25 protein-coding genes are annotated in these 25,912 nt (G+C 41.0%); 16 read left to right on the forward strand and 9 right to left on the reverse strand.

The window, feature by feature from the left end; all coding sequences use genetic code 11:
* The 6 genes from ACZ5XX_RS06810 (at nucleotide 1) to argB (ending at nucleotide 5,429) form a co-directional block, all read left to right on the forward strand.
* Nucleotides 1-747: a metallophosphoesterase family protein gene (locus ACZ5XX_RS06810; RefSeq protein ID WP_464583778.1), complete on the forward strand. Its 747-nt coding sequence runs from the start codon at nucleotides 1-3 to the stop codon at nucleotides 745-747.
* 12 nt (nucleotides 748-759) lie between these two features.
* Nucleotides 760-1,785 carry an NYN domain-containing protein gene (locus ACZ5XX_RS06815; protein ID WP_464583780.1) on the forward strand — a complete coding sequence of 342 codons (1,026 nt, stop codon included), beginning with the start codon at nucleotides 760-762 and terminating at the stop codon, nucleotides 1,783-1,785.
* Nucleotides 1,785-2,990, forward strand: coding sequence for a hypothetical protein (locus ACZ5XX_RS06820; RefSeq protein WP_464583782.1), 1,206 nt, complete (start codon nucleotides 1,785-1,787; stop codon nucleotides 2,988-2,990). The genes ACZ5XX_RS06815 and ACZ5XX_RS06820 overlap by 1 nt, the downstream gene beginning before the upstream one ends.
* A gap of 78 nt (nucleotides 2,991-3,068) precedes the next feature.
* Nucleotides 3,069-3,299: a hypothetical protein gene (locus tag ACZ5XX_RS06825; RefSeq protein ID WP_464583784.1), complete on the forward strand. Its 231-nt coding sequence runs from the start codon at nucleotides 3,069-3,071 to the stop codon at nucleotides 3,297-3,299.
* Between the two features lie 39 nt (nucleotides 3,300-3,338).
* Nucleotides 3,339-4,532: a bifunctional ornithine acetyltransferase/N-acetylglutamate synthase gene (gene argJ, locus ACZ5XX_RS06830; RefSeq protein WP_464583786.1), complete on the forward strand. Its 1,194-nt coding sequence runs from the start codon at nucleotides 3,339-3,341 to the stop codon at nucleotides 4,530-4,532.
* 12 nt (nucleotides 4,533-4,544) lie between these two features.
* Nucleotides 4,545-5,429, forward strand: a complete 885-nt coding sequence (gene argB / locus ACZ5XX_RS06835; protein ID WP_464583788.1) for an acetylglutamate kinase — start codon at nucleotides 4,545-4,547, stop codon at nucleotides 5,427-5,429.
* A 203-nt stretch (nucleotides 5,430-5,632) separates the two neighbouring features.
* Here argB and ACZ5XX_RS06840 read toward each other — a convergent pair whose 3' ends face one another.
* Nucleotides 5,633-6,733, reverse strand: a complete 1,101-nt coding sequence (locus tag ACZ5XX_RS06840) for an acyltransferase family protein (RefSeq protein ID WP_464583790.1) — start codon at nucleotides 6,731-6,733, stop codon at nucleotides 5,633-5,635.
* A gap of 504 nt (nucleotides 6,734-7,237) precedes the next feature.
* Nucleotides 7,238-8,254, reverse strand: coding sequence for a homoisocitrate dehydrogenase (aksF, locus tag ACZ5XX_RS06845; RefSeq protein WP_464583792.1), 1,017 nt, complete (start codon nucleotides 8,252-8,254; stop codon nucleotides 7,238-7,240).
* Nucleotides 8,255-8,482: 228 nt separating this feature from the next.
* Between aksF and ACZ5XX_RS06850 the strand changes: the two genes are divergently transcribed.
* The 10 genes from ACZ5XX_RS06850 to ACZ5XX_RS06895 all read left to right on the forward strand — a co-directional run bounded on the left by ACZ5XX_RS06850 (nucleotide 8,483) and on the right by ACZ5XX_RS06895 (nucleotide 17,243).
* Nucleotides 8,483-8,902, forward strand: a complete 420-nt coding sequence (locus ACZ5XX_RS06850) for a hypothetical protein (protein ID WP_464583795.1) — start codon at nucleotides 8,483-8,485, stop codon at nucleotides 8,900-8,902.
* A gap of 161 nt (nucleotides 8,903-9,063) precedes the next feature.
* Nucleotides 9,064-9,198 carry a hypothetical protein gene (locus tag ACZ5XX_RS06855; RefSeq protein ID WP_464583797.1) on the forward strand — a complete coding sequence of 45 codons (135 nt, stop codon included), beginning with the start codon at nucleotides 9,064-9,066 and terminating at the stop codon, nucleotides 9,196-9,198.
* Between the two features lie 14 nt (nucleotides 9,199-9,212).
* Nucleotides 9,213-9,770 carry a HEAT repeat domain-containing protein gene (locus tag ACZ5XX_RS06860; protein ID WP_464583799.1) on the forward strand — a complete coding sequence of 186 codons (558 nt, stop codon included), beginning with the start codon at nucleotides 9,213-9,215 and terminating at the stop codon, nucleotides 9,768-9,770.
* A 25-nt stretch (nucleotides 9,771-9,795) separates the two neighbouring features.
* The gene (locus ACZ5XX_RS06865; RefSeq protein ID WP_464583801.1) at nucleotides 9,796-10,779 is read left to right on the forward strand and encodes a malate dehydrogenase; all 984 of its coding nucleotides are present in this window, start codon (nucleotides 9,796-9,798) and stop codon (nucleotides 10,777-10,779) included.
* Nucleotides 10,780-11,008: 229 nt separating this feature from the next.
* The gene (pdxT, locus tag ACZ5XX_RS06870) at nucleotides 11,009-11,611 is read left to right on the forward strand and encodes a pyridoxal 5'-phosphate synthase glutaminase subunit PdxT (RefSeq protein ID WP_464583803.1); all 603 of its coding nucleotides are present in this window, start codon (nucleotides 11,009-11,011) and stop codon (nucleotides 11,609-11,611) included.
* Nucleotides 11,574-12,491, forward strand: coding sequence for a class II glutamine amidotransferase domain-containing protein (locus tag ACZ5XX_RS06875; RefSeq protein ID WP_464583805.1), 918 nt, complete (start codon nucleotides 11,574-11,576; stop codon nucleotides 12,489-12,491). Before pdxT ends, ACZ5XX_RS06875 begins: the two co-directional genes overlap by 38 nt.
* Before the next feature lie 15 nt (nucleotides 12,492-12,506).
* Nucleotides 12,507-13,196, forward strand: a complete 690-nt coding sequence (locus ACZ5XX_RS06880; RefSeq protein WP_464583807.1) for a GltB/FmdC/FwdC-like GXGXG domain-containing protein — start codon at nucleotides 12,507-12,509, stop codon at nucleotides 13,194-13,196.
* Nucleotides 13,197-14,267: a Coenzyme F420 hydrogenase/dehydrogenase, beta subunit C-terminal domain gene (locus tag ACZ5XX_RS06885; RefSeq protein WP_464583809.1), complete on the forward strand. Its 1,071-nt coding sequence runs from the start codon at nucleotides 13,197-13,199 to the stop codon at nucleotides 14,265-14,267.
* Entirely contained in the window at nucleotides 14,268-15,770 is a 1,503-nt protein-coding gene (locus ACZ5XX_RS06890) for a glutamate synthase-related protein (RefSeq protein ID WP_464583811.1), read from the forward strand.
* A 204-nt stretch (nucleotides 15,771-15,974) separates the two neighbouring features.
* Entirely contained in the window at nucleotides 15,975-17,243 is a 1,269-nt protein-coding gene (locus tag ACZ5XX_RS06895) for an MFS transporter (RefSeq protein WP_464583813.1), read from the forward strand.
* A gap of 236 nt (nucleotides 17,244-17,479) precedes the next feature.
* On the opposite strand, the gene ACZ5XX_RS06900 is transcribed toward ACZ5XX_RS06895, so the two are convergent.
* From ACZ5XX_RS06900 to ACZ5XX_RS06930, 7 genes are all read right to left on the reverse strand, one after another.
* Nucleotides 17,480-18,073 carry an acetate uptake transporter gene (locus tag ACZ5XX_RS06900; RefSeq protein ID WP_464583815.1) on the reverse strand — a complete coding sequence of 198 codons (594 nt, stop codon included), beginning with the start codon at nucleotides 18,071-18,073 and terminating at the stop codon, nucleotides 17,480-17,482.
* A 13-nt stretch (nucleotides 18,074-18,086) separates the two neighbouring features.
* Complete coding sequence (gene acs / locus ACZ5XX_RS06905; RefSeq protein ID WP_464583817.1) at nucleotides 18,087-19,991, reverse strand: acetate--CoA ligase; 1,905 nt, start codon at nucleotides 19,989-19,991, stop codon at nucleotides 18,087-18,089.
* Nucleotides 19,992-20,096: 105 nt separating this feature from the next.
* Entirely contained in the window at nucleotides 20,097-21,728 is a 1,632-nt protein-coding gene (thsA, locus tag ACZ5XX_RS06910; RefSeq protein ID WP_464583819.1) for a thermosome subunit alpha, read from the reverse strand.
* Nucleotides 21,729-21,786: 58 nt separating this feature from the next.
* Nucleotides 21,787-22,143 carry a hypothetical protein gene (locus ACZ5XX_RS06915; protein ID WP_464583821.1) on the reverse strand — a complete coding sequence of 119 codons (357 nt, stop codon included), beginning with the start codon at nucleotides 22,141-22,143 and terminating at the stop codon, nucleotides 21,787-21,789.
* Nucleotides 22,144-22,210: 67 nt separating this feature from the next.
* Entirely contained in the window at nucleotides 22,211-23,428 is a 1,218-nt protein-coding gene (locus tag ACZ5XX_RS06920; protein WP_464583823.1) for an FprA family A-type flavoprotein, read from the reverse strand.
* Nucleotides 23,429-23,854: 426 nt separating this feature from the next.
* Nucleotides 23,855-24,391, reverse strand: coding sequence for a putative ATP-dependent zinc protease (locus ACZ5XX_RS06925; protein WP_464583825.1), 537 nt, complete (start codon nucleotides 24,389-24,391; stop codon nucleotides 23,855-23,857).
* Between the two features lie 12 nt (nucleotides 24,392-24,403).
* Nucleotides 24,404-25,792, reverse strand: a complete 1,389-nt coding sequence (locus ACZ5XX_RS06930) for a 2,3-diphosphoglycerate synthetase (RefSeq protein ID WP_464583827.1) — start codon at nucleotides 25,790-25,792, stop codon at nucleotides 24,404-24,406.
* Between the last annotated feature and the right edge of the window lie 120 nt (nucleotides 25,793-25,912).

Here is a 25,912-nt window from a genome sequence, read left to right on the forward strand (position 1 = left end):
ATGGTGCTCATCGCACACATTTCAGACCTGCATGTAGGTGCAAGAAATTTCAAAGAGGATATACTATTAGAGGCTATAAGGCAGATAAATGACATGGAACCTGATGTTGTTGTGGCCACGGGCGATTTAACAGACAATGGCTACTACCTAGAATTTTTACAAGTGGCAAGTTATCTTAGTAATATAGAAAGTCCATTGGTGGTCGTCCCCGGCAACCATGACGCTAGACATGTAGGCTATGAAACATTTGAAGAAATTCTAGGAGAAAAAAGAAACACTATAACTGTTAATGATGAGTTGCAGGTGATAGGCTTAGACAGTAGTGAACCAGACTTAGATGATGGGAAGATTGGAAGGTGGCAGCAACTATGGATGGAAAAAGAGCTTAAAAAGGCTGCTGAGGCCGACATGTATAGTGTGATAGCATTGCACCATCATATCATACCCGTACCGAAAACAGGACGTGAAAGGAACGTCTTAGCCGATGCAGGCGACGTTTTATGTTCCATTGTTAAGGGTGGAGCTAACCTAGTTATATGTGGCCACAAACATGTTCCACACCTGTGGAGGGTTGAGGACATATTCTTTGTAACGGCTGGTACAGTAGCATCACTCAAGCTTCGAGGTAAAGATATTAATTCATATAATACATATTATATCGAGGACGATATGATAGAGATAAAATTGAATCAAGTGCAAAGGAAAAGTTATCTGATGGGGTCTTATAAGCTCTATTCTAAAAAATAGAAAGGTGATTGATTGAGGGTTATTATAGATGCATCCAATGTAGCTCATTCTAGGAAGGGAGATGATGATAAGCCCAGGTTGGAGAATATATTAAAGGCCGCTGAAGAACTTCGTAAACTTGGATATGAGCCTGTTATAATTGCTGATGCATCATTAAGGCATGAGATCGATGATAAGGAAGAATTTAAGAAGTATCTCGAAAAGGGTGAGTTTAAGCAGGTGCCCCCCGGCACCAACGCGGATCATTTCATCTTGAAATTGGCAGAGGAGGAAAATGCTAAGATATTATCAAATGATGCTTTCAAAGAATATTCTGACGAATTCCAGGACATAGGTAGTAGAAGGATACCCTACAATTTCAAGGAGGATAAAATAGTTATCGGCAGACCATCAAAGCCTAAGAGGGTTAAGAACGTCCTCCAGAAGATCTGCGCAGAAATACTGGGAGAATTCGAGCGTAAAGGCTTCGATTATTATAAGGTTAAAAGGGGTAAAAAATTAAGTGGTATAGCAATTGCAAAAGAAGCTATCGACAGGATAGAAAAAGTGGAAGAAGAAGGTCTCGAACCAAAACTTGAAGGTTTATTCATGAAATTACCCCTCTTTGACAAGTTCATGGAACTCGTTGAGGAAGCTGAAAGAACAGGGGACTTTATAATATTTGTACTTGTAAATCCTCAAGATTATAGAGAAGTTGTCAAATATGCTGGTAACATTGCAGTGACGGTTTTTGAGCGTTTAAAATTGGATCATGCACCCCTTGTCGCTGTTAGAAATGATGTTTTCATCAAAAAAGGCCGTTTCGAGGTTAATATACTATATTCTGATGAGGTCATGGAGGAAGCACCATATGATATTAACATAATCATCAATGACCATGACTATAATTTCGTGAAGAAGAATTCAAGGAACATTGCAAGTACTGTGGCAGCTCGCATAGGATCTTGGAGATTTCCCATAGTCTCTGTTAAGCCTAGCATGTTAATGGAAAACCCCGGAGAATTCGAAGTGATCTTGGAGAAGGGAGGAAGCAGCTGATGCTGACAGAGTATATCCTCCGAGCACTATTAGGTTTATTATTAAAAAAGAAAGTTTTGGGCATAGGCACCAAATATTCTCCAAACAATGCCAGTGAACGTGAATACGTTGACATGATAAACTATACAAGGACGATGCTCATAGAAATAAAAAAAGCAGATATAAACAGCCAAGGCATCTTCAAGAATCTTATAAGAGAGGTTGGCTCTGAGAACATCCCCCGCAGTAGGAGATTCATTGAATTAAAACCACCATTGGACAAGGTAGATGAATATGCTCTTTTCAGTAACATTATAATAGGCAGCGACCGTTACCTCTACATAGAAGTTTTTAACAAGGCCAAAATAATCAACGATTTCATAAAACTCCTAAGAAAAGAAAAAGGGGAGATTGTTGAAAAAAGTCCCACAGAAGTCCTTGCACGACTCCCTTCAAAGAATGATGCTATAAGGGCTGCTATAAAACTTATAGGATTGGCTAGTGCCAAGAAGATTAATGTTAGGGCTGCTGTGGGGATGACAGGAGCCGCTGCAATAGAAAGATCCATAGAATTAAACGAAAAGATCGGCGAAGTCCCGGGGGTGGGCTTCACAAAACTCGGTGGCGAATTCGCCCTCATATTCCCAACACCATTCACCCCAAAGGAGGGTGAACCATCACCCCATGACAATTACCTTTTCATTGACGTTATCAACTCCACAAAATTTATCGAAGAACATGGCAAAGAAGCCCTAGTCGAAATAATGAACGACATCAAGAATTACATTGAAAAGGAATGTAAAGGGAAAATCGAAGGTTACAAGGAAGGTGGTGATGACATAATCGCCAACCTACCAAGTAAAGACATGGCACTAAAAGCCACAATAGATGCTGCATGGCATGCACTTGCAAACGGTGCAAAAATAAGAGCAGGTATAGGTAAAACGAGAAGAGAAGCAGCTGAAAGAGCACACCTTGCAGATGATATAAAATTGTGGAACCCTGCCACTCTCATAATATTCGATGTTGCAGATGGACTCTACGGTTATTTCATCCCCAACCCTTTTACAAGGGCCATAATAGATTACTTATTCACTAGAAAGTCAAGACTCATCATAATATTCATTTTCGTTTTTATAGCAACCTTCTTGGGTTGGAACCTTGGATATTGGCAACTAGGACTACTCGCAATATTACTAACAGTATTGTATGGGGCCACTACCTAGGAAATCCTACTCATATTCCCCCATATAATCTTAAACTATTTAAAGGATTATCTATAATATAGTCTGGGGAGTTTTACAATGCGGCCTGAAACTGAAGCTAAAATAATGGTTGCCCTTTTAATCTCATTGATAGCATTTGGTTGCGGCTCTTGTCTAGGGATAATATTAGCGATATCACCCGAAAATATCACCCCAGAAACCGCCCATAACAATGCAAGCCTAGAGGCCCCAAATCCGACCCAAACGTCAAATCAGATTAACGAGACGATTACAAGTAACATGACAAATTCCAACGGATATAACCCATAAGAACGTGACTAATCGTCCTTGGATGGCGGGGGATCATCCATGAAGATAATAGAGGGTGGAGTATGTGCTGTAGATAACATACTCGCCGGGGGATCCAGAAAAGGAAAATATGGTCTTGGCATATTATATACTGGTGAAAGCACCGCAGCGGCCGTCTTCACATCTAACAAGATAAAGGCTGAACCATTAAAATTAACCATGAAAAACCTAGAAGATGGGAGACTATCAGCCATCATAGCCAACAGTGGTAATGCAAATTGCTTCACAGGCCCGGAGGGCATGAAGGACGCTCATAGGATGGTTGAACTAGCAGCAGAGGGTCTTTCAGTCCCAGAGGATAGGGTTGCTGTGGCCTCCACGGGCGTCATAGGCAGAAAAATGCCCATGAACATAATAGAACCACTCACCCAAAAGGTTCTGAAAGGCCTTGAAAATTCACCCAGGGGGTCCAGAAGATTTGCAGAGGCCATAATGACTACTGACACGTTCCCCAAGGAGTTCGCGGTTGAATTTGAACTTGAAGATGGTAGCACAGCCAGGATAGGTGGTGTGGCCAAGGGCTCTGGTATGATAGCTCCTAACATGGCCACAATGCTTTCCTTCATAACCACTGATGTGAGGGCATCATCATCGCAGTTAAAAGATGCTCTTAAGAGAGCCGTGGATGAAACCTTTAATATGCTAATAGTTGATGGTGATGAAAGCACCAACGACATGGTCATATTAACAGCAACTGGAAAATCAGGAAAAATAGATGATAATTTCCAAAAAGCACTAAACTTAACATGCAGGGAACTAGCGAAGATGATAGCAAAGGATGGTGAAGGAGCGACAAAGTACATGGAAGTGAAAGTCCTAAACGCTAGATCCTCAAAGGATGCTAAAATGGCCGCTAGGACGGTTGCAGGATCTCCACTCGTCAAAACAGCATTATTTGGGGCTGATCCGAACTGGGGGAGGATCGTAGCAGCAATAGGACGCTCAAAGGCCACTATAGAAGAGGAAAAAATGTCCATCATCTTGGAGAGTGAAAACCGAAAGATAGACCTTATAAGAGAAGGCGAAATCATAGCCTCTGAAGATAGTGAAGAACTTAAAATTGCAAGAGATCTTATGAAAGAAGATAAGATAAGAATAATCATAGACTTGGGCATCGGCGAAGAAACCGCAAAAGCCTATGGTTGCGACCTAACCTACGATTATGTGAAGATAAATGCAGAATATACAACATAGGATGCGATTAAAATGGAAACAGTGAAAATCCTTGTGGAAGCCCTACCATACATTAAAAGATTCCATGGAAAAAAGATCCTAATAAAATATGGTGGACATGCCATGATACAAGAGGAGGCCATGGACTCCACAGCAAGGGACACCGTACTCCTAAAATATGTGGGGATGGAACCAATCGTAGTCCATGGTGGAGGACCAGAAATATCCCGTGCAATGAACAAGATGGGGAAAAAACCCAAATTCATCCAAGGTTTAAGGGTGACAGATGAAGAGACAATGGATATAGTTAAAATGGTCCTGGTCGGTAAAATAAACACGAGCATAGTATCAAAGATATGCTTCCATGGAGGCAAAGGCATAGGATTATCAGGCAAGGATAACCAACTCCTACTCGCCAAGAAAAAAGCACCCCATATAATCAAGGATGAAAAAACTGGCCAAGAACAGAAAATAGACCTTGGACTAGTCGGTGAAATAGAATCCGTCAACCCTGAAATATTAGAGATACTGACAAGTAACGGGTACATACCTATAATCTCGCCCATAGGAATCGACAAGAATGCTGAAACTCTAAATTTGAATGCAGATACCGTTGCAGGTGAAGTGGCCGCAGAGATTGGCGCGGAGAAACTTATAATATTAACAGACGTCCCAGGAATCCTAGAAGACCCTGAAGATCCTGAAACTTTAATAGAAAAGGTTAGTATAAGCAAATTGGATGAACTCATCAAAGATGGTGTCATAAAAGGTGGCATGCTCCCCAAGGCCCTTACATGTATCCAGGCAATAAGGGATGGGGTCTCATCAGCACATATCATCGATGGAAGAGTTCAACACTCCTTATTATTAGAAATTTTCACAAAAAGGGGTATAGGGACCATGATAACAAAATCTTGAGTCTGAAAGACCCCCCTCGTAATACATTGAATGAAATGCATCTTATTGAGGTTTAACTCATTTTTTAGATTTCCAACCCAAATCTCCCACCTCCTCTATTTAAAGTATACTTGATAATCTCTAATTTCATGATGATAATGGGAGGGTTTGATTTCAAAACCTTGATCTTATACATGAAAAATACTATACCATGGTTAATGATATTAGCCTTTGATCCCGAATAGGAAGCGGAATCCCTTGATTCTTCTAACCACTTCAATGGTGGCTATGGTAAATATGAAACCAAGGCACATGATTAAGATTATCTGGAAGGGTATCTGGTTGGGTATCCAGTTTATGATGTAATAGGCGAAAATGTTGATCCAAGCCAAGTGGAAGATGTAAATGGGGAAGGACACTGCCGAAAGGTAGAGTGTTTTTAGGTTTTTAAATTCTAGGTAATGTTTACCTATTCCCATCACGCCAAGGACTCCCAGCCACATTATAGAATTTTCAAATATTTTCATTATAAATGCGCCTAGAATCGACTGAAAACTGAATTCGGTGTTAGAGTTTCCTGTGGAATTTAAGTTAGGTACACTTATCAAAAGATAGAGGACGGTTATAGCTAGAAATGAGATGAAAAGCGGCCATCTTTTATCCTCCAATTTTCGCTGGACTTCTTCATTAGCTAATAAAAAGTAGCCAAAAATAAAAACTAAAAAGAATTGTATTATGCTTTTTTCAGGGTATAAATTGAGGAAAAGGCTGCCGAAGGCTAGTGCGATGATCAGTAATAATAATTTGGGTATGGTTACCTTTTCTGGGAGAACTTTCCATTTTCCATTTTTATATTCTATGATAATGGGAAGTGCAACAAGGGACACTATAAAGAGATATAAGAGGAACCATAAGTGGCCTATAATTAGTCCTGACTTTAAATTGGGCAACCAGTGAATGAAGAAATCCGAGTAAAAGGCGAGGAAACTTCCAGTATATCCGCTGTAGAGCGAACCAAAGTATACACTTACTGGTATTACTAAGATGATCCCTGCTACTGTGGGGATTAGTAGTTTTGATATTCTTTCTTTCAGATATTCACTTGCACTTCTCTTTTTCAATGAGTAATATGTGGCTATTCCTGCTATGGTAAAAAGTAGTTGCATAAACCAGGGCGCAAGACTCAAGATGAATGTATTGGCAATAACAGAATTCGCAGCATGGAAATAATAGGATCCAATATTGCTGTAGATGAGTAAAACATGATATGGGAACAGTAACAAAATTATAAGCCAGCGCAGATTATCAAGATAATATTTTCTCATTTATAGTGCCCCATGTAACTAAATCAGGCCATTTCTGTTCATTATCCGGATACGTGATGAAATAATATTAAATGTTTTATAAATAGTATATAAATCCACTGGTATGGGGAGGTAGCATCTAAGCCATATAAATAATTTTTTATAATTTAAAGCAGCCAGTGACATGGAGATTTATCTTAATACTAAACAGATTTTTAACTGGAATACGATCCTGGTTTTCTTCTTCGCTAGGCTTGCTATGGAACTTTGTCAAATGCTAAGGGGGGTGATGAAACCGATTAGATGACTAAAGTAGTTTCTTGATCTTTGACACGAAAAAAGGTTGGATCTTGAAATAAAAATATTTTGTTGAAGTCTCTGCTAGAGAATCATGGCAATTTCTAAGTGCTTGGGGATTGGGGGGATGATTTCGTGCCAGTTAATATAACTTATCTAATCTAGCAAAGGTGTGGATTTTTATAAAGCTTTAGGGTCGTGTTTGTGAAAATTTCGACCGATGACAAACTATCTTTGATTGGAGTAGATGTTTTTTATTTTTAGTAGTTCTTTTTTTATCGCTTTTGCCATTTGCTTGGTTGTGTGTTTTCCTCCGAGGTCTGGGGTTTTTATTCCTTTTTTCAGGGTTTTTTTGAGGGCTTTTTCTATTAGTGTGGCTTCTTTTTTTTTGTTTAGGTGTTTTAGCATTAGTGTTGTTGATAGTATCATTGCTGTGGGGTTTGCTATGTTTTTTCCGGCTATTCTGGGTGCTGATCCGTGCACTGGTTCGAATATTCCGGTTTTTTGGCCGATGTTGGCTGATGGTGCCACTCCCAGTCCTCCTACTAGTGCTGCTGCTTCGTCTGATAGTATGTCTCCGAACATGTTTGTTGTTACAATGGTTTCGAACTCTTCTGGTTTTCTGATGAGGTACATTGCCATGGCATCAACATAAAAATCTTCGGCTTCTATTTCTGGATAGTTTTCTGCAACCTTGTAAAATTCTTCCCTGAAAATCCCATCAGTCTTTTTAAGGACATTGGCTTTATGCACAGCCGTTACTTTACCCCGATTTTCTTTCAAAGCATAATCAAAGGCAAACTTGCAAATACGCTCACAAGCCCGACGAGTAATAACACGCTTGGCAACAGCACCCTCACTCGTATACTCCTCCAAACCAACATACAAATCTTCAGTATTCTCACGAACAATAACAAAATCCAAACCAGAAAACAAACCACCAACACCAGGCAAAGACTTAACAGGCCTCAAATTAACAAACAAATCCAACTCACGCCTGAGTGTTATTATTGCACTTTTTTCCCCGGGTACTGTCGTAACTGCACCGAATAGTGTTGCATCAGATTTTTTTACAAGTTTTATTGTTTCTTTGGGTATTGTGTCCCCATGTTTTTGGAAGCATTCATGGCCAGCCTCTGCAAACTCATATTCGAAATCTAGGTTTAGTGCGTTTAGTACCATGAGGGCTGCTTCCATCACTTCTTTTCCTATTCCATCACCTGGGATGACAACTATCTTTTTCATTGTTTTCACCTAGGATTCATGAAAATTTTAAGTTGGATGAAAAATATAATTTTTGTAGATGACCTTGGGGGATGTTTAAATGATATTTTTGCTTGTATTTGGATTTTTGGATTCATTGAGAAGGGGGTAAAAGAGAGGATCTTAAAGAGTACAAGAGGAGGCTTGGTGAATATCAAGGGCACGAAGCCGAAACTTTAGTAGAAATTGGTGTTTTTTATCTGGAGAGGGATGAAACGGAAAAGGCTCGTGCTAGGTTCATGGAGGCTCTTGAAAATTATAGGAAAGCGGGGGATGTTGAAGGTGAAGGATATGCCCACTGAATTTATCGGGGACTGTTATTTGGTTGAGAGGAATTTTGAAGCTGCATTTAAGGATTATGAAAATGCACTTAAATGTTACAGGGTTGCTAAATCCTCTCCCAAAGATGGTCTGATAGAGAAGATGAAAGAGGTTGAAATGCTAAGAGAAACCCTCCAAGGGAAATCAAAGATTAAGGAAAGAAGTTTTCATGAAGATGAGGCGAGCGGAGTCTCCAAAGAGGATGCTATTGAAAATACTAATGGTCTAATCCAAGAATTTATAAGTTTAATGGACAAATATAATTCTCATAGGGATATTTGTAAGACACATTGGAATCATCAAAGTTAATCAATGACCAGGAGGATGAAGGAATCCTTCACCTTATCATTGGAGAAATTCTCCCTAGAAAAGGAGAGTATAAGCAGTCCCTAAAACATTTTAGTGAAGTTTATAATATCTTCAAAGGTAGGGATAAAAAAGGGGATGGCATATCTCTCTTATTGACTGGGGTGACTTCTTTTATCCTAGGTAGAGAGAGTGGAATTTATGAAATACTAAATAAAGTCATGAAAATTTTATGTGAAGTGTCAGATAAAGCTCTTAGGATAGCTTATAGTATTATAGAGGCCATTGAAGCCCTCTAGGTTTGGTGAGTTTAATGGAGAAAAGAGAGAATATTGAAAGGATTATAGAAAGATTGGAAGATGAAGACGAACTTGTGAGAGTCCAGGTTATGGAATTGTTGGAGGAGATAGGTGAAGCCGCGGTGGATCCGCTTATAGAAGCGCTTTCACATCCAAACAAGCTTGTAAGGAGAGGTGCTGCCAAGATCCTTGGTAATATAAAGGATCCACGGGCCATAGAACCTCTCATAAAAGCTTTGAGTGATGATAATAAATGGGTTCGACGGGAAGTTTCAACAGCCCTTTCCAAGATGGGTGAAAAGGCGTTCAAACCATTACTCAAAGCATTGAAGGATGATGATTGGAAGGTTAGGGGCGCTGCTGCTTGGGCTATTGGCAACCTAAAGGATGAAAGAGCAGTAGACTCCCTAATAGAGCTTTTAGATGATAAGAGTGGTTTTGTTAGGAGTGGAGCTGCATGGGCCCTCCAGAATATAGGGGGTGAGAAGGCGGAGGCTGCGCTGAAGAAATTAAAAAGTGAAGGTTCTGGTTTCGCTAAGAAAGTGGCATCAGATTACCTAGATAAGAAATAATTTCATATAGGGGGCTGATCTTTTTATGAAGGTGAGTATTATAGGCTCAACTGGTAGGGTGGGTAAATCAACTGCATTATGTCTTGCCGAAGAGGAAACTGTAAGTACTTTACAGTTGATTTCAAGAGAGGAAAGTTTTGAGCGCAGTAAAGGGGAGTTATTAGATATTAGTGATGCATTGGCGGCGAAGGGCGTTTCTGTCGACTTGGAAACTTCCTCGGATATTAGGGATGTGCGTAATTCCAAGATCATTATCATAACTGCTGGGATCCCAAGGAAGCCTAACATGGAAAGGGACGATTTAGCCCATGTGAATGGTCGTATAGTGGCCACTTATGCATCTGAGATAGGGAAATTTGCACCAGATTCCATGATACTTGTTGTGACAAATCCTGTTGATGTTATGAGTTATGTGGCCCTTAAGTATTCTGGTTTTCATCCTAGTAGGGTTTTCGGTCTTGGTAATCACCTTGATTCCCTTAGGCTTAAGAATTATATGGCGCAGCATTTTAATGTACATGTTAGTGAGGTCCATACAAGGGTCATAGGACAGCATGGCCCTTATATGGTGCCCCTTATAAGTTCAACGTCTATTGGTGGCATACCGCTTGAATATTATTCCAAGAGGGACTATTTTTCTGGTTATAAGCCTTTTGATTTAGAGGGTACTATTAAGAAGGTTATAAATGCTGGTAGTAATATTATTAGTAGGAAGGGTGCGACTGAGTATGGTCCGGCTTTTGCCGTTTCAAATATTGTTAAGACTATCTTAAATGATGAGAAGAGGATATTGACGGTTTCAACTTTGATTGATGGTGAGATAGGAGATATAAGGGATGTTTGCCTTGGGGTCCCTGTTAAACTTGGAAAGGATGGTATTGAGGGTATTGTACCATTTCTTATGGATGATAATGAACGAGAGGCTTTTATTGAGGCGGCTGAGTTTGTGAAAAGTTCAACTATGGAGGTAATGCGTTTACTTGAAGAGGAAGGTTTAAAGGGGCGTTAATAATTTATTTTCTTTCCTTTTTATGGTGGGGGTGTTAAGCCCCCAATGGAAACCTTTATATAATTGTTCAATTATAAGTGTTTTTACGGGTAGTTTTTTGAACATTGTATAATATGGTTTTTTTTGTGGGTCTCCCCAAAAAATGTGCCGGTAACCATTTTCTGGTAGTATTATATTGGAAGACTCAACTTAATATAATCAAAAAAAAAAGATTCGTAAGGAGTCGCCCATGATAAGGATAGGAATACTAGACCTCCAAGGAGACGTGTCAGAACACCTCGAAATGACAAAAAAGGCAATAAAAAATTTGAAAATAGAAGCAAAGGCTACAAAGGTGAAAAAAAAGGATGAAATAATATCATGCGACGCTCTGATAATCTCAGGTGGTGAAAGCACAGTCATAGGCAAGCTCATGGAAAGGGAAAACATAATAAAAACCCTAAAAAAGGAAAAAATACCAATAATGGGCACCTGCGCCGGGATGATACTCCTGGCAAAGGAAACAGACCATAAACAACCCCTCATAGGTATTATGGACATGAAAGTGCAAAGAAACGCCTTCGGAAGACAAAAAGAATCATTCGAAGAAAAAATAAGAATACTAGGCAAAGAATTCCATGGCATATTCATAAGAGCGCCAGCAGTCACCAGAACTGGGCCAGGAGTAAAAATCCTCTCAAAACTCAACGACAAAATAATAGCAGTAAAACAAGGAAAAAACATCGCACTATCATTCCATCCGGAACTAGGCAACGACACCCTAATCCACGAACATTTCATAAAGGAGGTACAAAATGTGCGGAATAGCCGGGATAGTATACAAAGATGGTAAACTCCACCCAGCAGGAAGAGACATGACAAAGATGCTCCATGCACTACAACACAGAGGCCCAGACTCCGCAGGCTTTTCAATCTACGGGGGGCTAAAACTAGCCAAAGATGAATACCTACTCAACATAGAAATCAAAGAAAAAAAAGGCATACTAAACAAGGTCAAAGATACAATAGAGGCCATGACAAGGATAAAATCTGAAGAAAAAATACAATCCGTGGAAAACTACATAATATACCGTTGCAAGATAAGCCTCGACTCATTCTCCCAACTAAAACCCCTAATAACAGAAATAGACAAAATAGAAGACGTCACAGTACTAAACGGGAGTCACTCATTCGAAATGATAAAAGATGTTGGCTCGGTCCTTGAAATAGCCGACCGCTATGATACATGGTCAAAAAAGGGCACACACGCCATAGGCCATACCAGATTTTCAACAGAGAGCATAGTAGACAGATACCATGCACACCCATTCCAAAGCTACATAATCCCAGACATCACAGTAGTCCACAACGGACAGATAACAAACTATTGGAAAATAAGAGACCCACTCGAAAGAAAAGGCCACATATTCGAAACAACAAATGACACCGAATGCATAGTACACTACATAGCTGACAAACTCGCAGATGGTTACAAACTAGAAGAAGCACTAGAACAATCAGTAAAAGACATGGACGGCCCATTCTCATACATAGTCGGAACACCAAATGGCATAGGAATAGCAAAAGACCAACTCGGCCTGCGACCTGGAGTAATGGCAGAAGACAATGAAATCTTCGCCATAGCATCCGAAGAAATGGCTCTAGGAGAAGTAGTAGATACAAGACACATCGAACAGATAGCACCCGGCGAAGTAAGAGTCTACGAAATATAAGGAGGCCATGAAACAATGAAAGAAGCTAAAATCAACGCCAAAGGGAAAACACCAAGGGAAGTTAACAGCAAACTCAAGAAAATGGCAGAAGAGTATGATAGAATAATCATAAAAAACCCGAATGCGATGCACTATCTTGCAGCAGGCCTAACAGGGGACGTTGAAGTGGTCATAGACGGATCAGCAGGATACTTCGCCGGTACAATGATACACGGTCCCAGGATAGAAATAAGAGGGAATGCTGGGTGGTTCCCAGCAGATAACATGACACGTGGTAAAATTAAAATTCATGGATCGGCAGGTGATGGGGTAGGACAAGGCATATATGGCGGCACGGTCATCGTAAAAGAAGATGCCGGCTCGCGGACGGGAGAAATAATGAAAAACGGGACTATAATCATCGGTGGAAACTCAGGTTTCATGACAGGACTCTACATGATGGGAGGACAAATAATAGTCCTAGGAGACCTTGGGAAAGATGCTGGTGAATCAATTATACGTGGAAAAATCTATGTTAAAGGAGAAGTGGAAAGCCTAGGCAAAAACGCGAAGATAAAAGGAATAACAGACCAAGAAAAAGAAGAATTAGAAAAAATATTAGGAGAGAATGGCTTCAAATTAGAAAAAAGCGAATACAAGAAGTTCAAGAAGATAATACCGAGGAGCAGAAGGCCATTTTATGGTAAAGAAGTGGAGGAAGGATAAATGGACCCAAAAATTGGCATGGTTGGCACTCCATGTCAAATAACAGCAGCAACACTCATGAAAGACTATGAATCCTTCATAAAAGAATTCCCAGTCACATTAAAGGTAGGATTATTCTGCATGGAAAACTTCTCCTACAAATACCTTAAAACGCTCTTAAAAGGGAAGGGAATAAGTCTAAGAGAAATAATACAATGTAGAATAGAAGGAGGATCCGCGAAATTCCACCTAAACAATGGAGAAGTAATATCCATGCCCCTAAAGGAATTAAAGGAGGCCATGCGCAAAAACTGTCAAATCTGCATGGATTATACAGCAGAACAAGCTGACATATCAGTAGGTTCAGTAGGCTCGCCAAAGGGCTGGTCAACTATAATCATAAGAACAAAAAAAGGACTGGAACTCCTCAAAGAAGCCGAAAAAAATAAATACATCAAAATCAAGCCAATAGACGATTCAGGGTTCAGATTAATCCAAAAGTTAGCCAGAAGGAAAAAAGAAACGAACCTAAAAGAGATAAAAAGGAGAGAAAAAATTGCAAGGCCAGTAATGTACTGGAGAGTGATGCCAGAGCCAGAATACCTTGAAGAGGTGACTGATTACCAATTCAGAGACCTCAAAGGAGATGTTATAGACATAGGGGCTTGTGTATTATGTGGAGCATGCCTACTCTCATGTCCAGAAAAGATCATAAAAATAGAAGATAGAAAGCCAGAAATAAGAGGAGAATGTCCACCCACCTGTAATGCATGCTACCTAGCCTGCCCAAGAACCTATGTACCTGACAATATCATAAACCATGAAACTGCGAATGAACCATTGGGAGATTATATCAAAATAGTATCAGCTAAAGCCCCAATGTTCAAAGGCCAAGATGGTGGTGTTGTAACCGCATTATTATCATATGCATTATCAGAGGGAATAATTGATGAAGTCCTAGTAGTTGACAAGGACACTGAAAACCCATGGAAACCCATCCCCAAACTTACAAAACAAGTTGAAGATGTTGTGAAGGCAGCTGGCACTAAATATTCAGCCTGCCCAATATTCAAAGCAATGGGAGGATCCTAATTGCCCTTCAAAGTTGAAAGGAAAGCTGAAATATGTAAAAGAAACTTCAACAGGCCAGGTTGTTGCTGGTACCTTTGCGACAACCGAGACGAAGAACAATGCAAAGGCTGCTTCTCATGTTATAACAATTGTCCACACAAGGTCTATGAGGTAATAAACGGAGAACCACAACCCATAAGACATGAAAATTGTGTAGGATGCCGTATATGTGAAGAGATGTGTCCTAATAATGCTATAGAAGTAAATGCTGTTGCGGAGGATAGGAGAAATGTATGGTCACTAACAGATCTCACCGAAATACAGCGAAAATCAGAGGAGGGCACTTACAAGGTTAGAGGATGCGGCGCACTACGCAGAATACCAACATTTGATGACTTGGTCTTAGTACCGGCACAAGTTTCAAGACCACCCATAGACAAATACAGGGAACCATGTAACACGAAGGTTATATTAGGAGACAGATACGCGGAAAAACCCCTAGAACTCGACACCCCAATAATGATAGCCGCAATGTCATTCGGGGCCATCAGCAAAGAAGCCAAAATAGCATTGGCCATGGGGGCCACGCTCGCCGGGACAGCCACCAACACAGGCGAAGGCGGCATGCTACCAGAAGAGAGAAAATACGCCTCAAAACTCATCGCACAATATGCATCTGGTAGATTCGGAGTATCAGCAGCATACCTAAACAATTCAGATGCCATTGAAATCAAGATAGGCCAAGGTGCAAAGGCTGGTATGGGCGGACACCTACTAGGAGAGAAGGTCACAGGGGAAGTGTCAAGGATAAGGATGATACCCGAGGGTACAGATGCTCTAAGCCCCGCAAGACACATGGATATAGTCGGCCCGGAAGACCTTAGCATGAAAATATCACAACTTAGGGAAATAACAGATTGGAGAGTGCCTATAATGGTCAAGTTTACTTCTGGACGAGTAAGAGATGATGTTAAAATAGCTGCGAAGGCAGGGGCTGACATTGTTGTCGTTGATGGCATGCAAGGGGGTACAGGCGCCGGACCAGATGTGGTAACAGAACATGCAGGCATACCCACCATAGCAGCAATAGTAGAAGCTGATGAAGCTCTTAAGGAGGTTAACCTCCGCGAAGAGGTCAGTCTCGTGGCGGCTGGTGGAATAAGGAATGGTGCAGATGTTGCAAAGGCCATAGCCCTAGGTGCAGATGCAGTATATATTGGGACAGCAGCTCTCGTGGCTATTGGATGTAGGGTCTGTCAAATGTGTTATGCTGGAACTTGTCGTAAAGGTATTGCAACCCAAGACCCACTATTTAGGAAAAGATTGGATTACGTTGAAGGCGGAAAACGGGTTGCAAGATACATCGAGGCCATGACAGAAGAACTTTCCATGTTAACGCAGCAAGCAGGGAACACTGATGTAAGCAAACTTGAAAAGGATGACTTGAGGGCGCTTAACCTTGAAGCTTCTGCCCTCACTGGTGTTAAAATGGCAGGGATGGAAGCACCACTCTATTCCTTATAAATTTTTTATCATTTTCCTTTTTGCATACTATATATTTAAATGGATGATAATCATATTTCCAAAAGGAAGTTATCAAACATAAATAATTGTTCTAATTGCGGAGTGTGAAGTCCTATGGAAAAATCCCTGAAACTTTATGTTTTATTAGCCGCCACCCTTTCATCTTTCTTAACTCCATTTATGGGCTCTTCTATTAATTTGGCCTTGCCAGTTATTGGCAGGGAATTCCAGATAGATGCTATATTACAAACTTGGATCCCTACAGCCTATCTTCTAGCCGCTGCAATGTTCGCAGTACCTTTCGGAAGACTATCTGAAATTAAGGGGATGAAAAAAATATTTGTCTATGGAAATATCATATTCTTTATATCATCTCTACTTTCTGCGTTATCTCCAAATGCCATATACCTCATAATATTCAGGCTGTTACAAGGTATAGGCTCTGCAATGATGTTTGTAACAGGCCTCGCCATCCTCACAAGGGTTTATCCTCCAATGGAAAGGGGTAAAGTTATCGGTATCAACACCGCCGCAGTATACGTTGGCCTATCCCTTGGGCCGGTGCTTGGAGGTGCCTTAACACACTATATTGGGTGGAGGAGCATATTCTTTGTAACATTACCTATAACACTCCTTGTGATTTTTATAATATCGAGGGTCAGGGAAGATTGGGCTGATGCGAAGGGTGAAAGGTTCGACCTTGGAGGTTCGATATCCTATAGCACATTCCTCTTCCTGTTAATATATGGATTTTCCATGTTACCAGATAAGACAGCTTACATGTTACTCATAGGGAGTATCCTAATAGCATCATTATTTGTCTGGATAGAATTGAACAATTCAAGCCCCGTTTTTAACCTGAGACTATTCAAGAACTTCACCTTCACCTTTTCAAACCTGGCGGCACTCATCAATTATAGTGCAACCTTCGGCGTTTCACTACTACTAAGCTACTATCTTCAATATATCAAAGGCTTAACACCCAATATAACAGGTTTCATCCTGGTAACTCAACCAGTTCTAATGGCACTAGTAGCACCCTTAGCTGGGAGAGCATCCGACAAATTCGACCCACAGAAACTCGCAGGCTTGGGAATGGCTGTAATATCCGCTGCACTTTTTACTTTAACCTTCATTAACGCTTCCACGCCCGTGAGTATGATATTCATTTCACTTATAATTCTCGGCGTCGGATTTGGATTATTCTCTTCCCCTAACACTAATGCCATTATGAGTTCAGTAGAGAGAAAATATTTTGGTATAGCCTCTGCCACAGTCAGCACTATGAGACTTATCGGCCAAAGCTTCAGTATAGGTATCGTAACGCTCATATTTGCCGTCATCCTTGGAAGAGTTAGAATAATACCCGCAAACTACCATTTACTCTTGAAGAGTACCCATGTCTCTTTTTCAATATTCGCGATATTATGTTTCATAGGTATATTCGCTGCCATAGCCCGACGCAAAGAATAATGTTGTTATTGTGGGGGCACCCCAAATATGATGGCGAAATGATGGTGAATGTCATATCATTGACATCAATAGAAAAATGTGAATGACCATTGGGGTTTTATACCTCCAATGATGAGAACATGAAGTTCGAAATGGGGGGGTGGACTTTGTTTCATTGCGGATTATAGAATTAGGCTATTTACTGGATGAACATCCAAGAAAATGAGGGGATCAAAAAATAAAAATGTTGTGGGACTTTAGAGTGGTACGATGTCCCTTCCATAGACTTCGTTTATAACTTCACCCAGTCCCACATAGATCGCGCTTGCACCTGTGAATATACCCTCATATCCTGCTATCATTGTTATGAGCTTAGATCCTGTTAGTTCGCCGATGGTAAGTAGGAAGAATAGTATCGCTAGGCTTATGAATATCACTTGAAGGCCTCTGTTTAACTTTAGGGTTGCTATAAACATTATAAGGGTGAACAGCCCCCACATGAATAAGTATGCTGCCAGTGAAGCTGGATCAGCAGCCTGGACTGGTGTGCCCATAGTTTTAAGGATGGTTAGCTGGGGCACCATTAATAGGAATACTAGTGACCACCAGAATAGTCCATAGGATCCGAAGGCGAGTGTTGCGAAAGTGTTACCCTTCTTATATTCCATTGCACATGCCAATATCTGGGCTATCCCACCATAGGCGAATCCCATGGCGAGTATCATGCTTGTTATGGGTATTAACCCAGCGTTATGCACATTTAATAGGACTGTGGTCATCCCGAAGCCCAGCAGTCCTAGTGGAGCCGGGTTCGCTGTTTTATCAACTATACTCACGGTTTCTTGTCCCATAATTTTTCACCTTTTATTCTTCTAGTGTAGAGGTGTCTCCTAGTTCTAGTCCTTCTTCTTTGGCTCGGAGTATCCTCCTCATTATTTTACCACTTCTTGTTTTTGGGAGTTTATCGACTTGGACCATCTCTCCAATGACTGCTACGGGTCCTAGTTCGTGTCTTACATGCCTTTTAAGATCCTCTATTAAGGCCGTGTTTAGGTTATGGCCTTTTTTGAGTATGAGGAAAGCTTTGATAACTTCCCCTTTGACGGGGTCTGATTTTCCTATTACGGCTGCTTCAGCGACTGCTGGGTGGGATACGAAAGCTGATTCAACTTCTGCGGTCCCTACCCTGTGTCCTGCTATGTTTAGCACGTCATCTGACCTTCCTTGTATCCATATGTATCCGTCTTCGTCCATGCGGGCCATGTCACCTGTTGTATACACGCCTCCTGGTATGTTTTCCCAGTAGGTTTCAATGTAGCGTTTTTCATCCTTGTAGAGGGTTCTTAGCATGGCGGGCCATGGTGTTTTGATTACGAGATACCCTCCTTTTCCTGGGGGTACTGGTTTGCCGTCCTTGTCAACGACTTCTGCTTCGATTCCTGGGAGTGGCCGAGTTACTGATCCTGGTTTTAATGGTGTTACTGGAAGCGGTGATATGAGGTGCATTCCTGTTTCGGTTTGCCACCATGTGTCCATTATTGGACATTTTTCTCTGCCGATGTTTTTGTGGTACCATATCCATGCTTCTGGGTTTATTGGTTCTCCGACACTTCCTAGTATTTTCAGGCTGGATAGATCGTAGAGTCTGGGGTATTTTTCGCCGAATCTCATTAGGTGTCTTATTGCTGTGGGTGCGGTGTAGAATTTTGTTATACCGTGTTCTTCTATTATCTTCCACCAGATTCCCGGGTCTGGATAATCTGGGGCGCCCTCGTATACTACTGTTGTTGTGCCTACGAGCAGTGGTCCGTATACTATGTAGCTGTGGCCTGTTATCCATCCTATGTCTGCTGTGCACCAGAATATGTCATCGTCGTGTATGTCAAATACCATTTTGGTCGTGGTTGCTGTTCCTACCATGTACCCTCCTGTTGTGTGGACTACACCCTTTGGTTTGCCTGTGGTCCCTGAGGTGTAGAGTATGAATAGTGGGTCTTCGGCGTCCATTATCTCTGCTTCACATTTAGCGTCTTCTCCTTCTATTATACTATCGAATAGGACTTCTTTTCCGCTTATATCTGATAGTTCTATTGGTATTCCCGTGTGTTCTAGGATGACTGTTGTTTGGACTGTTGGGCAGCGTAAGACTGCTTCGTCGACTATTTTTTTGAGTTCGATGACCTTGCCTCGTCTGTAGGTTCCGTCTGCTGTGACTATTATTTTGGCTTTTGCGTCGTTTACTCTTTCTACTAGTGCTCCTACGCTGAGACCTGAGTAGATTACTGTGTGTGGTGCTCCTATTTTTGCACATGCTAGCATTGTTATGACTGCTTCTGGGCACATTGGCATGTATAGTGCGACGACGTCTCCTTTTTTTATTCCTAGGCTTTTGAGTGCGTTGGCCATTTTGTTTACTTGACGGTATAGTTCGTAATATGTTAGCTTTTCTTCGTCTCCTCTTTCGTTTACGTAGAGTATTGCGACTTGGTTTCTTTTGGGGGTGTGTATCCATCGGTCTACTGCGTTGTAGGTCATGTTTATTTTGCCGTTGGTGAACCATTTGTAGAATGGTTTGTTGCTGTCATCTAAGACTTTGTCCCATTTTTGGAACCATTCGAGTTCTTTGGCTTTTTCTGCCCAATATTTTTCGATGTTTTTTCCTTTTTCTAACTCTGCCTCCCAGTTTTTTATGTGGGCTTCTTCCACGATTTTGTAGTTGGGTTTGAAGACCCTTTTTTCTTCTAGGAGAACAGTGGTATCCTCGGACATTTTTCTGCCACCATTTTGTTTTTTTCATTTGTTTTTTTAGGATGCACCCACTATATAAACTTTACTGATTAATCATGATAAATATGATTTTTTAAAAAAATAATATTACATTGGTGGCATTCCGCCCATGCCCTCCATTCCACCTCCTTCTTCAGATTCCTTCTTTGAAACTTCAAAGCCCTTTGCAGCTATCATATCATCGATTCTTAGTATCATCTCTGCTGCTTCCGCAGCTGACTGTATAGCCTGTTTCTTGACTCTGTGCGGTTCTAGTACTCCTGCCTCTTTCATGTCAACCACTTCACCCTCAAAAACATTTAAACCCATGTATGGTGACTCTTCATGAGCCGCTCTTAAATCTACGAGAGTGTCAATACTGTCAAGACCAGCATTCTCAGCCAAAGTCTTAGGAACAACCTCAAGGGCCTCTGCAAAAGCAGCCACAGCCAACTGCTCCCTGCCACTAATAGACTCACTATAATCCTTAAGCCTCTTAGCAATCTCAACCTCAGGAGCTCCACCACCAGCAACAACCTTCCCATCCTCAACTGTCGCCGAAACAACACCAATAGCGTCTTCCACAGCCCTTTCCACTTCTTCTGCGACTTGTCTTGTGCTACCCCTTAGGATTATGGATAATGCCTTGGGATCCTTACAATCTTCTACGAAGGTTAAAAGCTCGTCAAAGATTTTCTTTTCATATACTACGCCAGCTTCACCAAGATCTTCTTCTGTAAGATCCTCGATGTTAGTTACTAGTTTAGCACCGGTGGCTCTCTCAAGACGTTTCATGTCTGATTTTCTAACTCTTTTGAGGGCATATATACCTTCACGTGAAAGGTAATGGAGTGCAAGATCATCAATACCCTTCTGACAGAATAGTACGTTAGCCCCGGAATCTATGATTTTTTGGACCATGTCCTTTATCATTTTTTCTTCTTGTTCGATGAAGGCTTGCATCTGTGAAGGATCAGTTAGCCGTATTTTTGCGTCTGTTTCAAGTTCTTTGACTTCTATTGGATATTTTAGGAGTGCTATCTTGGCGTTTTCAACACGTTTTGGCATTGCATGGTCTGCTCTCCCCTTGTCGATTGCTATTCCATTAACTATCATGGAATCGTCGATTGATCCTCCAAGTATTCTCTGGATGTTTATATTGTCCTTGTCTATTTCCCCATTATCTTCAACCTGGAGTATTGCATCCACAACTAACTCTGCTAATGTTTCCCTCGCCTTTTCGGCTCCTTTTCCCGTCATCGCCGTCATTGCGACCTTTATTAATGTGTCCCGGTCCCTTGCATTTATTGCTATAAAATCTAGGATTTCTTGAGCTTTTTTGACAGCTTGCCTGTAACCTTGTACTATTATTGTTGGATGCACACCCATTTCCAAGAGTTCTTCTGCCTTCTTGAGAAGTTCTCCAGTTATTATGACTGCTGTTGTTGTCCCATCCCCTACCTCGTCTTCTTGTGTTTTAGCAACTTCTACCAGCATTTTAGCGGCTGGATGGGCTATGTCCATCTCTTTTAGGATTGTGACACCATCATTTGTTACCACAATATCCCCTAGGGAGTCTACAAGCATCTTATCCATTCCCTTAGGGCCTAAAGTTGTTCTAATGGTATCTGCTAATATTCTGCCTGCTAGTATGTTCATCCTCTGGGCTTCTTTTCCCACGTATCTTGTAGTTCCTTTTGGTAGTATTATTATTGGTTGTGAACCAGTTAACTGTGCCATGTAATCACCTCAATATAATATTTGCAATTATCCATGGGTTAGGGGTTCTATAAATACTTTACCCACTTGTCATGATTCTCGTTGTGAATGTTTGGCAAAAATCAGGTCCTTTTCTTTTCATCTCCTCCACTATCTTATTGGTTATCTCCCTCTCAAGATACTTTGACTTCTTTGAGGAAACAGCAAATGATTTATCATCTATATAAACCCTTAGAACTTCTTCACCAATAAATAATTCAAAGGAAACAATCCTACCATTTCTCATATCATTTCTTATATCATCGAATAAGATGGGGGAAAGCTTTAATAACTTCCTTCTTTGAGGTTTATAAGTTCTTGTTGACGTTTCAATCCTAGTTACCCTCAAAGGGGCGCATCCCTCTTCTCGGATGGTTTTACGCACAGTCCAGAACAAACACGCCAACAACTTATCCTCTGGGGATAAATCCCCCCTTAAAACCATCTTCTCCACTTTAATCATCCTATAATGATTTTATCCTAGAAGCTGTTGACTTAGCCACATCATAGCATTTAACCAGATCCTCTTCCGATGGCACATAATCCACTTCTATGGTGGCGAACACGTCAAATCCCGCCTTTGAGAGCTCCTGTTTGAGGCTGTTAACCGCGCCACCACCCCAACCTTTAGAACCGAAAATGACCGCAAGTCTCCTGAAGCCTGTTCTGTCAAATGCAAGGCCCCTCAGATAATATATAAGGTCTCCGAGGCTTGGGAATGGCCCGTTAAAAATCGTGGGACTCCCTATAAATATGGCTTTACTTCCAAGTATGTCCTTTACTATTTCACTTCTTTCGTCTTCATGGAGGAAGTACATGGAAACGTCTACTTCTTCACTCATAGCCCCTTCTGCAAGGGCGTGCGCCAATTTTTGGGTGGAGCAATGCATGGTATCATATATTATCGTGATCTTGTCCTCGCATTTTCCAGTGGCCCAATTCTTGTATGCGTTTATGATCTTCTCTGGTTTAGTCCATATTTGTCCATGGGATGGTGCTATCATCTTTATCCTGTCAAGAAGTCCGAGATCTTCCAGTTCTTTGAATTTTCTCAACACCAATGGTGATAATGGTGTTATAAGATTTGCATAGAATTTCCTCGCAGCATCCATTATAATATAATCATCGATATCATTGTCAAAGCGTCTATTGGAGCATAAATGTTGTCCGAAGGCGTCATTAGAGAAGAGTATACCATCCTCGGATAGGAATGTGAACATGCTATCAGGCCAGTGGAGCATGGGCGCCTCGAGGAACATGAAACTTTTACCGCCAAGATCTAGGCTGTCACCCGTCCGGACTATCTCTATCTTAGCGTCCACTAGGGGTGGGTAGTGTTTCTTCAATCCTTCTGCTGCTTTCCCGGTGCAGTAAATGGGAATATTATATTTTTTCAAAACCTCTAGTAGCGACCCGCTATGATCCCTCTCGATGTGGTTTTGTATTACTATATCAATCTTGTCCCTTCCCTCTTTCTGGAGAGCATCGTTTATTCTCGCCATCATCTGTGCAGAGGTCCCAGGGTATGTGTTATCTATAAGAGCAACCTTCTCTTCCCCGAATACAAGGTAAACATTGTAGGTTGTACCTTTAAGGGTGTAACCATGGTAGCTTCTAATATCCCAGTCCAAAACTCCAACCCAATAGACCCTATCTGCAATTTTCACAGCATCAGCCTTCATGTTAATACACCAATATTAATATGATTGAAGTTATATTAACCTTTAATTGGGGGCGGTTGCACTGGGAAAAAAACGTTTATATGTGATTTTTAATGCCTATTTCACTTTCTTATACTTGTATTGTGTAGAATAGGCAACCTTCTATTATGTGTACTTGCCTGCATAAATTTATTGAATTAAAGGGGCACCGAAACCGCAGCATGTTTCAAAATTCCACGAGAGCGATCCCAGAAAAAGGCATTTCAATATTTAGGTGCATGTCCTCTTGTGAGGTGGCAATAATGCTGATATCCTCTGGGTATGAGCTAATTCATGGGGGTTTATCAGTATATTTGGCAATCTTATCTGGGGGGGTGGTGGATGGCTTCTGCATTGTATGAGTAAATTTTTTTGTAGTGACTGCTAATGTCTTGAACTTTTTTAATTCTATTCTTCGATTTCGTATTTGAACTCCCAGAACGGTCTTCCACTGATCCGACCTTTTGAGAGGTGTTCCATTTCGTGGGATGCTCCGTAGGCTCCGGAGCCTTCAAATTTGACGGGTTCCTTTATCTTTTTAAGTTTTATCTTAAGGTCTAGGGGGTCTAGGCTCGCTTTTATAATATAATCAGCTTCTACCACAACCCTATATGGTCTTTTAACAAGCTCTCTTTCACCCTTTTCTCCACATTTTTCCAGCCTATAAATTGTTCCTTCTTCTTTGAGTATCCTTGGATTTAGGAAAAGGTATACGATTTCTATGGTGCGGCCAATCTTTTTATTTTCATCGTATTTTGTGATTTTTTCTTTCACTGCCATGAACTTTTCAGAATTTTTCACAAAACTCCAATCCCCACCAAAGCGCATGGAAAATAGGAGGGGTATGAAAGCGTCTTGTGGGATTTTCAGCCTTTTCATGATCTTTTTTTCATTTAAGGTGAACTTTAGGAGTTTTTTAAGGTGCTGGTATTCCACGTATATCATCCCATAAGGGGATTATGGGGTGAGGCGGGTGTAAAAGTCGTCGATGGCCGCGTCAACAACTTCTATTATGGCTTTGTCAAGATCTTCGGGGGATTCATCCACTACAATGGGTATGTTATCAGAGTATACCACGTCCAAGCCGGCTTCTAGCGCGTCCTTTGTCGCTACATCTACTGCTGCTGCCTTCAGCTCTGTTAACATGACCTCGGCCTTATCTATATATTTTTCTATGTCCTTTTGGAGTAGGGGCCTGTTTGAAAGGTGGGTTGTTGTACCAACTATATTACAATTGTATTTGTCTTCGAGGTATGCTACGAGCACGTCCATTATGGATTTTGGTGCTGTTGTGGCGAATAACACGTTCTTGTCTTTTATATCTTGAAGCGGTTTGGGCCTGAATATGGTGGGGATGACCTTTGTATCAGGGTTTATTTCATGAATGAATTCTTTTATATCCTTTATTTTCTTTTTTGTGGCCATTGGCTCTTCACACATGGTCAAGATGACCAGGTCTGCTAGTTTGATTCTATATGGTCCGAAGAACTTTTTGATGTTTATCATGGGCTGGTTTGCACCTACTATGACAATATGCTTGTTTGTTTTTACTGGTGGTATGGCGGCTCCGCTACCTTCCATGATAACGAAGTCTGCGTCTACTTCATTCGCGATTTCAGCGCCACGTTTTGCATTTGTTATGAATACGTCACCTACCATGCCTCCACCGCATCTTCTGCATCCTATTGTTAATATTCTGCTCATGAGCGCGTCCTCCCAATGGTCTGATGCGGCGTGCACGCCCTTGTATACTTGTTCTATTAAATATTCTGGTGTTATGCTTATTTTATCTCCGCGGACTATCTCTGGTTCCTCTGGGCCTCCACGGCCCATTGCAACAACACATGGATTATAATCTTTTTCATGGATTAGGCGGGCGGCGTATGCGGATACTGCTGTTTTACCTATCCTTTTGCCTGTTCCCAGTATTTTAATTGATGGTTTTTCAAGGACATCATATTCTGTGAGTGGTTGGAACTCAAAATCAGGGCCTCTGTAGATTACACCTTCTTCTAATACTATGGTTGCTATATTAAACCTTTTGGAATAGTCGAGCACTGGTTCGTCACTTAAGTCCATGACAACATCTGCATCATATTTTCTTATAATCTTTCTTATGAGATCATAGGGGATTTTATGAGGGTCCTCACCAAAATAGACCGGTTTTTCCATTATTTTAGCATATTCTTCTGGAGAAGATGTTTTAAGTTTCTCAGTACCCCCTATGAATACAAGGGCTTTAACATCTACGTGTTCGATACAATCAAGGGTTTCAACCGCGGCCTTTGTGACTGGGAGATAATGTTCACCATCAACGAGACAAATAATATTTTCCATAGCTTTCATTTTCTTCGACACCTTCTGCTGATTTTTAATGTTTAGATGTTAATATTTCAATATTTAATATTTGCCGCTGCTAAACCCCCACACAGGAGGGTACATGAAAGGAATAAATACAAGACTATA

This window comes from Methanothermobacter crinale, from assembly GCF_055397825.1.

Excerpts from the sequence above, each read along its gene's own strand:
- ACZ5XX_RS06900 (WP_464583815.1), bottom strand. The coding sequence starts at position 18,073 with ATGGGACAAGAAACCGTGAGTATAGTTGATAAAACAGCGAACCCGGCT.
- ACZ5XX_RS06820 (WP_464583782.1), top strand. The coding sequence starts at position 1,785 with ATGCTGACAGAGTATATCCTCCGAGCACTATTAGGTTTATTATTAAAA.
- ACZ5XX_RS06925 (WP_464583825.1), bottom strand. The coding sequence starts at position 24,391 with ATGATATACGTGGAATACCAGCACCTTAAAAAACTCCTAAAGTTCACC.
- ACZ5XX_RS06865 (WP_464583801.1), top strand. The coding sequence starts at position 9,796 with ATGAAGGTGAGTATTATAGGCTCAACTGGTAGGGTGGGTAAATCAACT.
- aksF (WP_464583792.1), bottom strand. The coding sequence starts at position 8,254 with ATGAAAAAGATAGTTGTCATCCCAGGTGATGGAATAGGAAAAGAAGTG.
- ACZ5XX_RS06920 (WP_464583823.1), bottom strand. The coding sequence starts at position 23,428 with ATGAAGGCTGATGCTGTGAAAATTGCAGATAGGGTCTATTGGGTTGGA.
- argJ (WP_464583786.1), top strand. The coding sequence starts at position 3,339 with ATGAAGATAATAGAGGGTGGAGTATGTGCTGTAGATAACATACTCGCC.
- ACZ5XX_RS06885 (WP_464583809.1), top strand. The coding sequence starts at position 13,197 with ATGGACCCAAAAATTGGCATGGTTGGCACTCCATGTCAAATAACAGCA.
- ACZ5XX_RS06850 (WP_464583795.1), top strand. The coding sequence starts at position 8,483 with ATGAAACGGAAAAGGCTCGTGCTAGGTTCATGGAGGCTCTTGAAAATT.
- ACZ5XX_RS06875 (WP_464583805.1), top strand. The coding sequence starts at position 11,574 with ATGTGCGGAATAGCCGGGATAGTATACAAAGATGGTAAACTCCACCCA.
- ACZ5XX_RS06860 (WP_464583799.1), top strand. The coding sequence starts at position 9,213 with ATGGAGAAAAGAGAGAATATTGAAAGGATTATAGAAAGATTGGAAGAT.
- pdxT (WP_464583803.1), top strand. The coding sequence starts at position 11,009 with ATGATAAGGATAGGAATACTAGACCTCCAAGGAGACGTGTCAGAACAC.
- thsA (WP_464583819.1), bottom strand. The coding sequence starts at position 21,728 with ATGGCACAGTTAACTGGTTCACAACCAATAATAATACTACCAAAAGGA.
- ACZ5XX_RS06810 (WP_464583778.1), top strand. The coding sequence starts at position 1 with ATGGTGCTCATCGCACACATTTCAGACCTGCATGTAGGTGCAAGAAAT.
- ACZ5XX_RS06930 (WP_464583827.1), bottom strand. The coding sequence starts at position 25,792 with ATGAAAGCTATGGAAAATATTATTTGTCTCGTTGATGGTGAACATTAT.
- ACZ5XX_RS06840 (WP_464583790.1), bottom strand. The coding sequence starts at position 6,733 with ATGAGAAAATATTATCTTGATAATCTGCGCTGGCTTATAATTTTGTTA.
- acs (WP_464583817.1), bottom strand. The coding sequence starts at position 19,991 with ATGTCCGAGGATACCACTGTTCTCCTAGAAGAAAAAAGGGTCTTCAAA.
- argB (WP_464583788.1), top strand. The coding sequence starts at position 4,545 with ATGGAAACAGTGAAAATCCTTGTGGAAGCCCTACCATACATTAAAAGA.
- ACZ5XX_RS06880 (WP_464583807.1), top strand. The coding sequence starts at position 12,507 with ATGAAAGAAGCTAAAATCAACGCCAAAGGGAAAACACCAAGGGAAGTT.
- ACZ5XX_RS06825 (WP_464583784.1), top strand. The coding sequence starts at position 3,069 with ATGCGGCCTGAAACTGAAGCTAAAATAATGGTTGCCCTTTTAATCTCA.